A 12,543-nucleotide genomic window follows, 5' to 3' on the forward strand; every position below is an offset into this window, starting at 1 on the left:
CTGTTTTCAGGGAGGAGATCATCTTTGCCTGAGACTTGCACTATTTTTTTTAAAATATCACATTGGGCACAGACATATTAGCATTCACAAATGGAGTAGGATTAGTGATGGTATATTTAAGGACATTCTTTTTAATTGATATAGTTGCCTGACCAATACCCCCAAATGTACTTTCAAAGTCCACAATTCCAACATTATCTTTGATTATACCGTTAATGTTTCTATCATTGCCTTCAGAACAGTCAATTCTATTTCCGTCATTAGTTATAAAGCAATATTTACCAACAAGATGAGCACCATCTTCGTCTAAATCCAATGTTAGCGATTGTGAGTCATTCTCCTTTACCCAATGACCAGAAAAATTAGCTATTGAGTGAAATGAAATAAAAATTAAAAGCAATAATATTCTTTTCATATATCAACCCTCAAACAATCATTAACTCTATTTATCCAGCCATTGAGGAATTTAATCTGTGCATTAGGTTCACCGTTGGTTATAGTTAAAGAACGGTAATAATCCTTTCTGATTTCTGCAATACGTGATAACAACTGCTCTTGATCTTCAACTGCATTTATACAATGAGTCATGTCATCATCCATTATGTAATTTACTATCAGGCGATTATTGTATTCATCATGAAGCATTTTTCGTATTCATTTGGTGTAATTATCACGACCAGTAATCTGTAACACACCTCTGCATTTAAACAGCAGGATATCCTTGATATAGTACCATTTACTGGTGTGATTACCAGATCACAACCATATTCAACTGTAACACTATTTGCATTACTGACTTTAGATACATAAGAATTCTTCTGATATCCTTTAGCTTTTAAAATCAGTTCTGCTGATTTTTTAGATATCCTCTAAACGCCTAAGTCAGTATAAAAGTCCAAAATAATATTGCTTTACTCTGTAATCATGTCATATTTCTGTGTTTGCTTATTAAATATGTAATTAACACTAATATCCGGCCCAATACTGTAACAATTCAGGTGAATCTGAGCTCCATCGTTTTCTAAGTTTTGAAAAATAGACGTCATATATGAACCAAATTCACAGCCATTCAATTGTGGGTTAATGACTTGTATTAATTTACCACTTACTTTATCAATTACATTTACTTTATTGATAACAATACCTTCCTCCCCCTCTATATATATCCCAATGAAAGCATGCTGTTTAGTTTGCCCCCAAAATGGAATATCCAGTTCTTTAGCCTCCCCTTTCAAAACACCATCACTAAGTCTGGATGTCTCCCTTAAGTCCACTTTTAAAGTGGAGCGAGCATTGCTCCATTCACCTGAAAAACCAACAGAGTTTCGTGTTAACTTGAAAGGACATTTTGCAATTTCAAACTTCTCACCTTGAATAATATATTTATCGAAACTCTCATTACTAACGGCCTCACATAACACAATCAAATTTGATTCATTCACACCATATAGTGGAATGGAGGTTCTATGATTATCGTAATAATAATTTCCCTCTACGTTCACATTTTTCCCAAAGTCATAATACTGGAGGGATAAATGCACAGGATATTTCCCTATATAACCTTCATAATTATTTACTACGTATGGAACGTATGCTGCCTGAATTGAAGCACTTAGCGACAGCACGAAACAGCCTAAAAAAGCTTTAATTTTAACCATCGTCTAACCTTGATTTTCAGTTAATTAAAATGCATCAGTAAAGACGTTAGTTGATTTGATTCTTTCAAAATGTTCCCGACGTTTTGCATAGCTAGTTGTATTTAAATTCACTTTTGCTGTTATTTTATCCACTATTGAACCTGTATCCCCTTGATCAGCAATGTCATAAAGTTTTTCGCGAAGCCAAAAATAAATAGCTGATCGCATACAGTAAATTCCTTCCTCAAGCAATGATGGATTCTTTATAAAATCAATATCATCCACCCAATTCTTTTTATAGTAATCAGAAAATCCTTGGTAATTTATTTTTCCTGTAAGATGAATACCTCCTCTACCTCTATATGCACTACCATCACCTGACGAAATATTTCCATTTCCTAATCTATTAGCATAAACTCTATCAGCAATAGCAATCTCATTTGCATGCTTCGTAATTCTTCCATTAAGTTTCGTATATGAATATTCATTTGCTTCTACAGGGTGTCTTCTAAAATAACTAAAGTTTGCCTTCAAACCCTCTTCGCTATAATTAAGGGCTTCAACAGGGCTAGCCATCCCTCCCATCTCTTCTCTTATTTGAGCAAAAAAATGATTGACTCTCAATACATTGTCTAGTTTGTATTCAATCGCATGATTATTAATTTCATCGGCAATATCCTGAAGAAATGAAAATTTCGCTGGTGATCTTAATCCATTGAATACTTTATAAAGCATATCCACTGTTATATGAACAATACGTTTATCTCCTATAGCCTCCAAAAACACCACCGGATGCATATGCCACGGCTCCGGTCCCAGCGCCACGCCCTTCTCAGACACTGCCTTCATCCACGTCATCTTATCCAGAAATGCTTCCAAATACGTTTTCCATAACGGTGCATCTCCGGTTAATGTATCCAGATAGTTTTTCCACAACGGGTCATCTTTACCGTAGTACCATTCACTGGCGTGTTTCGCAATTACACGGTATAAGCGATCGCGGTAAGAGATATTATGGATCGCCTGAAGATACTCCTGCTCCGAGTAATACCCGTCCTGGTTATTGTCTATCATCTCCAGCAGTTGCTGGTAGTTATATTTGTTCAGGGCATGAGTGGTACGCGTTTCATCCTGTGCTGCTTTATACAACTGCTCCAGAATACCCTTAACCACGTTATACGGTTGTTTTATCCCATCAATCAGGTCAAAGCTCGTTGGTGCTTTATTCAGCGTCACAAACCCCAGCTCGCCTAACGCGTACTGCGATACCTTTTTTACACTGGCAGCAGGTAACCAGCCACCTTCCGGGCGTATCTGATAATACGCAGCATCCTGGTTACTGGTCAGTGTATTCCCCCCGGCATCAACGCCAGGGACTTTGGCCAGCGTCAGAATTCCTGAGGCTTTTGTTTTTCGACTGCCCGCAACCATTCCCCGCTCACCCTTTTCAAATAATGGAGCGTTGGTTTGCCAGGTCAGATACACTGGCGCATCCTCTCCTGCTCTTCCGGGGTTGGTGATGAACTTTTCTATATCATCCATGCTCAGGCACTCTATATGTACCTGGTAGCGCGAGCGTTTACCGTTTTCCTCAGGTAGCTGATAAAAACCCATATGGCCGAGATTAGCCCCTGCACTGACAGTCACAGGGACTGGCGGGACATACACATCATTAAAAACGGATCCACTACCGGATGCTGCTGGTGCAACCGGCGTCAGACTGTCGCCGTCTGATACTACCCATACCCGGTCGCCCTTTTTCAACTTATCCTTATCCCGGCCCAGAGTGACCAGACTGAATGTTCTTGCTGCATCGCCTGGATTCTTACCTGGACGGATGATCTGCTGTGCGGTATTACCGGGCTCGTATGAAAGCGGGAAATCGGCTGTCAGTCTGCCTGCATTTTTATCTTGCAGCACATCGTCACTGCTCAGATAGTACGCCCAGTCTGTACGCGAAGTGCAGTTCACCACGCCTTCTGACTCATTAGTGTAAGCCGGAGTACATTTTGCCCACCAGGACGGAACGAGTGCTGATTTAACAGCCTTCAGAGCCCCCCTGTCTGATACCGTCCAGACTTTTGTTCTCGCTGCAAGCGTGTCTCCCGCTGCATTTTTCGTCTCTCTGATAATGGTCACTTCGGTAAACTGACGCAGGTCGCTGGTGCGGGTCACAATAGCGTCACTCAACGTGACTACCGTGTCTTTATTCAGTTTTCCGGCTGCGCGGCATGTCTGCACATCTTCCGCACTGGTGTAATAGCGCTGGACGCCTGCCACTTTTCTGTCCGCCTGGCTACCCTGTTGTTCATAAGCAGCATAGGGCGCCAGATTCATGTACAGCGTAAAAAACGTCAGTCCACTTTCTGCGTTATCAGCCGGCTGGATATAATGTTTCACCAGCACAAAAGAGGTCGAAATGAACAACTTTTCACCTCGCCATTCAATCGCGGCACTCTCGTAATCCTTGCATACCCGCCAGGCAACTATTTCACCATCGGCCATACAACGAATAAATTGCTCCCCTTTATAAAGCTCACGACAATATTCATTCTCAGCTTCACTGTCAGTACTCAGGGCGCACCAGGGAATGGTGGCATCAGTAATATGAATACCGCCATGCCACATTCCCTGACTTCCCACCAGATACAGTCCTGAGCTTTCCCCTCCGATCATCGATAACAACGCTTCCACAGAGGAAAAGGCATGGCCATTTTTGTTTGACGGTACGGGGTAACTGATTTTGGGTAACTTTGCTGTCATAAATCCCCTTCCATGCTATTCACTGCTCCATTTGGAGGAATTTTTAGCCGTGACCGTAACGTCTGTCATTTTAAAGTCCGGTGTTTCCAGTGGCAGGCTGCTGCCATTTCCGGGCACCAGATAGCTCGCTACCTTCATCACCATATTCCCTTTGGAGCCATGCTCAATCCCGTTCTTACTCAGTCTCAGGTAAGAGCCGCCACCGTTCAGCGTCAGCGTTTCCGGGGTGCTGATAATAATTTCGTCTTTACTACAGGTCACCGTCAGCTGTTTTTCAGAAAACAGGGCCATCGTGTTGTGCTGAGCCTGAATCTCGATGTCTCCCTGGTTGGCAACCAGCTTCGCCCCGTCTTTATGGACAAACAGACCAAGGGCTTTTTCCACCGTTACCGACAGATTTTTCATCGCACCGATATCAAGATGTTGACCGGCATTGATCATGGTATTGCGGGTACTGCTGAGCTGAAGATGTTCACCTGAGGTAAACGCCACCCCCTGCGGAGCGCTACCCAGTAGGACCGCAGACTGGAGGTCCCTGATTTTGTCAGTCACAAGACTAATCTGAGTATTGATATCAGAGATCAGGGCTCCGGCGGCTTCAGCGGCGCTGTTCAGCGCCTGCATCTGGCTGTTGGCCTGATTAATCTGACTTATCGCAGGGGCCATTTCCAGTACCGGTCCCTGGGCTTTGGCCTGGGCATCAGCCGTCAGGAACAGCCCTTTTGCCGCACGTACAGCACCATGTTCATCCGTTCGCAGTTCGAAACCGGCTCCGCGCTTTTCACGCTGGCCATTGACCAGGTGTCCCATGTTCAGTTGCGTTTTGCCATATTCCGTCGCGAGCTTGATATGCTCTTCCTGGCGCTTATCCTCCATCCGCAACTTATTGTTCGCAGGAGTGCGCCACACGTTTCGCGTATGGTTGTCACTGGTGACAGGGTCCGGATGTTCTGAGTCGTGCAGGGCATAGGCGATGTAGGGACGATCCGGGTCTCCGCTGTCAAATACGACGGCCACTTCCGTTCCGTCGATAAGTGGTGAGTGGAAGCCGTACGTATCACCGGCATAGGGCCTGGCCAGCCGCAGCCACAAACAGGCATAACCCTGTTCAGTACTGTTGCGGTCAAAGTCCAGTTTTACCCGGTAGCGCCCGTCCGGATCGAGCCAGGAACAGGTGTCACCTTTCTGTGTGCTTTCCACCCGGGCCGGAAGCGAGCCGGATATCACCGGGCGACTGAGCAGCGCCGGACGATAACAGACGGTTTCGCTATACGGGATGCCTTCAAAGGTCAGGGTAAAGCTACTTTTTCGTGAGCCACTGGTGCGCACCGTGGTGATGACAATGCCTTCTTTCACGGTATCGGGAAGCGTTCCGTCAGTTTCCAGTACCTGACCCGGAGCCAGATGAGGGCTGGAGGAATGCCCGCTGACGTGATATTGCGCATTCAGAATACGTTCGTGACGCAGACGGGCAAAGTATGCCCCGGTCTCCGGGATTTCAGCGTCACCTGCTGTCAGGAAAGGTTCAGCATAATGGTATGTTTCTCCGGTGGTGATCCCTTCTTTGCTGAAAATGCTCTCGATACTGTCCTGAGGTTGTAGCGCTTCACGGTAGTTGTAGTCCCGGGTGGCCACACCTCCGCTCACCACGTTATATGCGGTCTGAATATCCCAGATGCTCTCCTGCCCGTTGTCACTCATCCCGGCCTGGTTGCGTAACGGTAGCGTGACACCAAATTCATACTGCTGCTGGCTGTCCTGGAAAATCACCACGTCCTGTTCAAGACGGCTGTCCATTTCATAGCGCCAGTAAATGCCCACTTCTGCCAGCAGACGCTGGATAAATTCAAGGTCGGTTTCCCGCCACTGGGTGATGAGCTCCCGGGAGGGGTATTCGCGGGAGAGGCGGAACTCGAAATCAGGCCCTTCCAGACAGTGTTTACGCAGTACCTGTTCAACCACTTCAGTGACTGACTGATTGAGGTAGATCTCGCTCCCTTTCGTATAGCCCAGAAGGGCAATACGGGGAACGATCGTCAGCGCGTAATAGGTTTCATCGTTCGAGGTAGACACGCGGCGAAACGACTCAACCACGCCAAATACCGTCCTGACCGGCTGGGCCGGAGTTCCGTCAAACACGGGTGTCTGGAAAGTGAATGAAGCGGGCTTCAGCAGTAACGAGTCACAAGCAATATCCGCAGAAGAGCTGGTGACCGCCACGTTATAGCGCCAGGGCTGGCTGAGTGATTCAACGGCGTTGTAACGTAACACATCCAGGAAATGGTCGCATTCATGCACTTCAACCCGGTACCGTGATTGCCCTAAAAGCTGATGTACCAGGCTGGTAGCCTTGTTGGAGAGGGAACTGCTCATGACGGCTCTCCTTCTGCCTGCTCCAGCAGTTTCAACAGCCAGTGCTCAGGCGTGATTTCCGCATGCGCACGGGTCTGACATAAAAAAGCCGCCCCCTCCAGTGCTCTGGCGCAATAAGGGGTAAGTCGTCGTAGCAGGACTGCTGAATGATGTTCCATTTCGTTCCCTCTTGTTCAGGCACGCTACCGCCCCTGGCCGTCAACCGATGCCCATAAGGTTCATGCCGATAAATTGTGAGACTGCTCTGCAAAGCGTCCGTCTGACAGGCGCTGTGCGGAGTAAAAAAAAGGCGGGCAGAAAGGATCTGCCCGCCAGAGTCTTATGCTGTGGTGCGTTCGTTCCAGGAATTGGAATGAATGATGTTGCCGTCTTTGTAGGTCCAGGTGATTTTTTCGTAGTGCAGCTCGATCTGCTCAAGGTGGTTATGCTTCTCGAAGGAGGCATCCTTGATGTCAGCGCCGCCATCGTCTTTCAGCCACAGATAAACTGGGATTGCCATGTTTACTTCTCCATTTCTTTAGTTGAAACGTCACGTACATCCTGTGACGTGTGTTACGCGCCTGGCAGACGACAGGCGTCAGCCTGGGGTACCAGACTGATCTCGACACGGCGGTTATGCGCACGGCCATCAGGCGTGTCGTTTGATGCAACCGGTCGGCTGTCACCGTAACCCTGCACGTCAATGCAACTTTCCGGGACGTCCCAGGTATCACGCATCCAGTTACGAACGGCCTCCGCTCGTTGTAAAGACAGGGTCTGGTTAAGCTGAACGCTGCCGGTATTGTCTGTGTGGCCACTGACCACGATGAGCCAGCCTGGTCTGGCTTTGACCCCTGCCAGTGCATTGACGAGTATTTTGGCAGAGCCGTCTTTGAGTGCCGATTTGCCGGAATCAAACAGCGACATGCCGTCGAGACGAACAATTTTCGGTACTGGTTTTTGTTTAGATGCTGGTTTTGGTTTAGGTGTTGGTGGTGGAGTCCAGGTATCGATAGCCTGTTGCACGGCCAGCCACAGGCGTAGCCCCGGGTAATAGCCCAGGCTGTAACGGAAAGGCTCTCCCTGACGCTGCCAGCGTTCAAGCAGGAGCGCATCCTGCTTCAGGGCAACCAGTGATTCTGCCTTAGGGCGATAGTGGTTCATCGGGATTGCATTCCAGCGCTGCAAATCGGTGCTCACCTGACAGATCAGGTCACGGTTATTGAGCGCAGAAATACCCAATGCGGTCAGAGCACACACCCACATCAGCAGGACCAGGCGACGGGTACGTTGCCCCCCCTGCACCGTTGATGCAAAAGGTGCCAGCAGCGGCAGAACCGCATCCGGAAATAAACTTTCCGGATCTATCTGCCCAGGCTTTCGGGAAAACTGCAAACAGGTGCGGGAATATAGCCAGTCGGTCCAGACTGACTGGGTTTCGAGAAGGACGGTACCGAGGCGCAGTGCCACGGAAAACGCTCGTTCAGGCGGGGTTAACCGATCAGGTTTCTCAAGCTCATCAGTCAGGGTTTTACGGATAAATGAAAATGCCTGACTGATCACGGGTAGTGCCGTAATATTGTCATTAGCCTGCAACCAGTCGATGAAAGCCTGCGGCGAATCATTTACCGGACATACAATCGGCTTGTCACCACGAACGATTATCCACGGAGTCTCAGGTCCGGAGAATTCGGCACTCACCACAACCGGTAGTGTGAAACCCGTCAGAGTTTTGATTTGTTTACTCTGCTGGCGGAGCGTCTTTAATGTGGAGCGCAGAACCGCTTCATCCTGATGATGGTCTGGCAGGCAACGGTACATAACCGAAAGCTGACCGACCTGGCGTGGGAACTGCGCCTGTATGCTGCGGACAACATCCGTTAACCGGCTGACGTCATCGGCCCGGAGCCACCAACCCTGAGCTGTTTTACGCAGAGGACTCCCCTGAAACAGCGCACCCAGCCCGTCACCGCATACCAGTACAACGGGGCCCTGGGTGTCGAGTAGTGGCAGGTCAGCAGCTGAAACGGAGGTGTCGGATACCGGCTGCTCCCGGCTGCAGTTATTAAAAACAGTCCAGTCTGCCAGCAGGAGGATCAGCACCGTGGTCAGACCTTTAAACACGTTCCCTGTTGGGATGAAATACCAGAGCAACCACAGCAATGTGCCAACAGCTGCAAAGGTGTGCAGGGCAACCGGAATAATGACTGATCTACGCATTAGTTACGTAGCTCCGGTATTTGTGCTGACAAGAGTGCCTGGAGCCACAGATGACCGCCCCACCAGATAACACCGGTAAGGATGATGGCAAGCGCTATCCAGAACCAGACTGAACGCATCAGACTCCAGCGATGTTTCCCCATCCGGTGAACAATCAGTGACAGGCCTGCATCAGGCGGAGAGCATCGCTCAGACAGGGCTTTGACGACTTCATCCCGCTGCGACTGACTGACCGCCTTCAATCCGTACACACCCTGAAAACCCAGGGCAATTACCCGGTGATAACACGTCAAAACGGCCGGGTTCGGTGAAGGCTGACGCAGGACCTCTGCAATGCTATCCCACAGCGCCTCACCTGCTCGAAGTGATCCGAAAAATCGTGCCTGAAGCGGGACTTTACGCCATGCCACCTGGCCCTCATCAATTTTCGGCTCTTCTCCTTCCTCGCACTTTTCAGGCTTACGGCTCATCACCGCCTCGTCCAGCAAGGCACATTGTGCGTAGGAAATATGCCCGACACTGTCCTCGTCATAACCGGCACGCTCCAGCGCTTCCCGCACACTTTCAACCTGTTTAACGCACTTGTCGTAAAGCGCACTACCATTGAGCGTGACGGCGCCTTTCTTCAGCATGGTGACGGTGAGCCAGGTCTCTGTCATCAGCTGGTCGATATCGATATCCTGTTTCATGAGCGCAATACCGCAAACAGTTCAAGTTCCAGTGCGCCAAGCATTTCAGGCACGTAGAACATACACACGCCCTGCTCCTGCATTTCATGCGCAGCGGGGCTTTCCATATCAAGCGCGAAGTACTGGTTTTCCATGCGTACAGGCAAAGCCGCCGGGACCCTGCTGACAGGGATCAGAGGGATCCCCTTGAGTGCAACACCATAGATCTCATTGACGTCATCAGGTGAACCCGCCTGACAAAGTGCCGGGAATTTATCGGCAACCTGCCAGGCCGGTATGTCTGAGCGAACAGAGAGGTAGAGGTCCGCCTCTTCGCGCAGACGAATATCGTGAAGGTTTGCTTTCCAGGTTTGGCCGTCCGGACGGGACATTTCCAGAGCAATGACCCGGGATGGCAGACTTGCCTCAAGTAACCCCGAGATCAGGTCAAACAGCGGAGGAAACGTATTGGCGGGATCCTCGTGGTCATACCCCGGTATGGCGTCGAGATCATGGTCCAGGGAAAAGGTCAGCATGCTTCCTGCCAGGCGTGCAAGCTCAGCCCACACCTGTTCAGGCGGACGGGAAGGAAAACGTTCGTATTCCGTCAGCACCCCAGCGTGGGAATTTAGCGCATTCAGCAACCAGAAAAGGGAAACATCGGCGACGGCAAAATCGGCAAGTCTCTCGTTGCTCTCACGACGCATTGTCATCAAACGTTGGCGTCGGGAACGTAACTGGCGATTTAACAGCACCAGACGTTCGCGAAGAACCGGGCTTGCCGAAAATGACGCAACGGGAGGAATGAAAGACGGGTCCAGTAGCCACGCATTATGTCCGTCCCGGATTAGCCTTGCTACAGGGCAGACTTTCCAGGAATCATTACTTTCATGGGCAAACCGGATGGAGAAATTGAACCGGGCAACTGCCATTGATTCTTCTTCAGGCCCAAATGCATCCGGCAACGTCACCCATTCTTCGCGATAGCGAAGCGGTCGATCCGGGAAGATGCCTTCCTGCTCAACGTTGGCAACACCCGGCTGCATATGAGGCAGTGCGATAACGACAGTTACTGCATCAAGACCTGCCAGCTGACTGGCATCTAACTCACGTGGCGCCGGAGGCAGATCGCTTCTTTGCGCATCAATCAGCGTTCCATCTTCCAGCCAGAGACGTAACTGCGTAATCTGGATCAGACCCGATGAAAGAAGACTGTCGTTAAACTCAATCTTTTCCACACCCCAGGGGAATGCAGATGCCAGTGCGGTTGCACCGGCGCTGCGAAAAGACTCCCATTCTGCCTGTTGCTGGAACTGCTGAGGGGACAGTAAAGCCCCCTCGTTCCACAATGGACGATAAATTTTCATCTCTGCGCCCGCCTTATGCTTTTGCTTTCGGCATCTGAGATACCAGCGACAGATTGACGTCCATACCCTCTCAGGGTGTTGGCAACATCAATACTGAACTCTGGGTTAAGCTCGGATAGAACGCTATTAAAGTTGTGTTTTGAAATAGTTAACTTGCTGCGTTCAGAAAACGGGAGAGTTTCTTTGCCGTTGCTGAAATTTCCCACCGCGAGAAGTTTTAAGGGCAACTCTACTTTCTTTTGGGCAGAACCCGTGTGCAGGTCAGGCTGGATGTTGACGCGTGCTTTTGGCACTTCATTCTGGAAGCTGGAATCTGCCATATCATTCCCTTTGTTGGGCAGTGGTGATAGTTACCACGAGGTATCTTTACAAAGCGATGATAGAGCGTTTTGCTAAAAAATATCAACTTTGCAGATCAAAAATCTGTCATTGTAATTCTATTAAGAATTTTCATCTATCATGTAACAGGGCGCATCTCTAAGTATTGGGGTAAAGGTTTTTTTGTTCACTGCTTATGTCGTCATTTACAGGGGGATTAACTATAAATAGGTGCCCTGGCGGTTGAATGTTTCATATGTGATCTTTTATTGGTTAAGATCAATGCAATGAGTGGGATGATTGCCTAGTGCGGATGTGTACCTTTGCACTGATAACTCACTGTAACAGTTACATTTTTTGTTACATGCTGTTGTGATAAAAATCCGAAAGCGGACTTATAGGAAAAACATTGTAAGTAATGGAGGGTATTTCGTTTTAAAAACTATCTGATTTGTATGACGTTGAATAAGTTACGGGTTATGTGGCAGGTTTCAGCATCAAAATCGTTGTTTCTCAACCGGTCGTTTACGAAACCGCGCCCGTGGTTACTGGGCGCGGAAAAATCCAGGTTTCCGGTGAAAAAAACTATACGGCATTTCTTAGAGGGTCTTGACTCAATCGGATAACCTAAATGCGATGACCACTGACTTTAAATCAGGCCCTTACAAATCAGGAGTGGTTAAATAATGCGCTTAACGTACAAAATTTTCCATTTCCCAAACCGACCCCACATACGGCTCGCGAGTCCTGCGGACAGTGTCTGTTATGATGATGGATGCAGGGCTACCTGCGGCAAACTCCGATTCAGCCATGAAGCACACTATACCGGGTGCGCACTTTCACTGGATCCACTACACAGGGTACAGCTTTCACTTCAGTATCATCACGTTATCAGAGCCGATCATCATTCACGATACACTGTACCAGGTAAAGTTTCCTAACCGTGCCGCCACGCTATCAGGTATGGTGGCAATAACGTGATCCACTATACCGGGTGAGGATCATATTCTTGGCTAAAATACATACAAGACACCCAGAAAAGGCAGAAGAAAATGGACTGCATCGGGGTAGTGGGGCTGATGCCACCCGGTGTAGTGGAGATACACTATACGAGGTAAATCAAAGCGAGAGGAGAAGGATATCCACTATACCGGGTAACACAGGCAACTACGTTATCAGGCATCGATCATGGCTTTGTAGTGGTCAACAAAAACTGGC

The 12,543-nt window shown here is 48.6% G+C and carries 9 protein-coding genes and 2 pseudogenes; all 11 read right to left on the reverse strand.

Annotated features, from left to right (window positions below):
* Positions 1 to 49: 49 nt before the first annotated feature.
* Positions 50 to 415 carry a hypothetical protein gene (locus FEK50_RS23120; protein ID WP_130210728.1) on the reverse strand — a complete coding sequence of 122 codons (366 nt, stop codon included), beginning with the start codon at positions 413 to 415 and terminating at the stop codon, positions 50 to 52.
* Positions 412 to 645, reverse strand: coding sequence for a hypothetical protein (locus FEK50_RS23125; protein ID WP_240780278.1), 234 nt, complete (start codon positions 643 to 645; stop codon positions 412 to 414). Before FEK50_RS23125 ends, FEK50_RS23120 begins: the two co-directional genes overlap by 4 nt.
* Before the next feature lie 266 nt (positions 646 to 911).
* Positions 912 to 1,658: a hypothetical protein gene (locus tag FEK50_RS23130; RefSeq protein ID WP_130210730.1), complete on the reverse strand. Its 747-nt coding sequence runs from the start codon at positions 1,656 to 1,658 to the stop codon at positions 912 to 914.
* 24 nt (positions 1,659 to 1,682) lie between these two features.
* On the reverse strand, positions 1,683 to 4,400 hold the full coding sequence (locus tag FEK50_RS23135; protein ID WP_130238306.1) for a hypothetical protein: 2,718 nt from the start codon (positions 4,398 to 4,400) through the stop codon (positions 1,683 to 1,685).
* A 15-nt stretch (positions 4,401 to 4,415) separates the two neighbouring features.
* Entirely contained in the window at positions 4,416 to 6,773 is a 2,358-nt protein-coding gene (gene vgrG, locus FEK50_RS23140; RefSeq protein WP_130238307.1) for a type VI secretion system Vgr family protein, read from the reverse strand.
* On the reverse strand, positions 6,770 to 6,931 hold the full coding sequence (locus tag FEK50_RS24265) for a hypothetical protein (protein WP_165382800.1): 162 nt from the start codon (positions 6,929 to 6,931) through the stop codon (positions 6,770 to 6,772). Before FEK50_RS24265 ends, vgrG begins: the two co-directional genes overlap by 4 nt.
* A 161-nt stretch (positions 6,932 to 7,092) precedes the next feature.
* Positions 7,093 to 7,227 (reverse strand): annotated as a pseudogene (locus FEK50_RS23145) (type VI secretion system tube protein Hcp); the annotation flags it as partial.
* A 98-nt stretch (positions 7,228 to 7,325) separates the two neighbouring features.
* Positions 7,326 to 8,972, reverse strand: coding sequence for an OmpA family protein (locus FEK50_RS23150; protein WP_130210738.1), 1,647 nt, complete (start codon positions 8,970 to 8,972; stop codon positions 7,326 to 7,328).
* Complete coding sequence (gene tssL / locus FEK50_RS23155; protein WP_130210740.1) at positions 8,972 to 9,661, reverse strand: type VI secretion system protein TssL, short form; 690 nt, start codon at positions 9,659 to 9,661, stop codon at positions 8,972 to 8,974. Before tssL ends, FEK50_RS23150 begins: the two co-directional genes overlap by 1 nt.
* Complete coding sequence (gene tssK / locus FEK50_RS23160) at positions 9,658 to 11,007, reverse strand: type VI secretion system baseplate subunit TssK (protein ID WP_130210742.1); 1,350 nt, start codon at positions 11,005 to 11,007, stop codon at positions 9,658 to 9,660. The genes tssL and tssK overlap by 4 nt, the downstream gene beginning before the upstream one ends.
* A 53-nt stretch (positions 11,008 to 11,060) precedes the next feature.
* Positions 11,061 to 11,327, reverse strand: a pseudogene (locus FEK50_RS23165) (type VI secretion system contractile sheath small subunit); the annotation flags it as partial.
* Positions 11,328 to 12,543 lie beyond the last annotated feature (1,216 nt).

This window comes from Escherichia sp. E2586 (genome assembly GCF_005781105.1).
In the GTDB taxonomy this organism is placed as follows: domain Bacteria; phylum Pseudomonadota; class Gammaproteobacteria; order Enterobacterales; family Enterobacteriaceae; genus Escherichia.

What these genes read in the sequence shown, in the direction of transcription:
- FEK50_RS23120 (WP_130210728.1), bottom strand. Translation starts at nt 415, where the DNA reads ATGAAAAGAATATTATTGCTTTTAATTTTTATTTCATTTCACTCAATA.
- FEK50_RS23125 (WP_240780278.1), bottom strand. Translation starts at nt 645, where the DNA reads ATGCTTCATGATGAATACAATAATCGCCTGATAGTAAATTACATAATG.
- FEK50_RS23130 (WP_130210730.1), bottom strand. Translation starts at nt 1,658, where the DNA reads ATGGTTAAAATTAAAGCTTTTTTAGGCTGTTTCGTGCTGTCGCTAAGT.
- FEK50_RS23135 (WP_130238306.1), bottom strand. Translation starts at nt 4,400, where the DNA reads ATGACAGCAAAGTTACCCAAAATCAGTTACCCCGTACCGTCAAACAAA.
- vgrG (WP_130238307.1), bottom strand. Translation starts at nt 6,773, where the DNA reads ATGAGCAGTTCCCTCTCCAACAAGGCTACCAGCCTGGTACATCAGCTT.
- FEK50_RS24265 (WP_165382800.1), bottom strand. Translation starts at nt 6,931, where the DNA reads ATGGAACATCATTCAGCAGTCCTGCTACGACGACTTACCCCTTATTGC.
- FEK50_RS23150 (WP_130210738.1), bottom strand. Translation starts at nt 8,972, where the DNA reads ATGCGTAGATCAGTCATTATTCCGGTTGCCCTGCACACCTTTGCAGCT.
- tssL (WP_130210740.1), bottom strand. Translation starts at nt 9,661, where the DNA reads ATGAAACAGGATATCGATATCGACCAGCTGATGACAGAGACCTGGCTC.
- tssK (WP_130210742.1), bottom strand. Translation starts at nt 11,007, where the DNA reads ATGAAAATTTATCGTCCATTGTGGAACGAGGGGGCTTTACTGTCCCCT.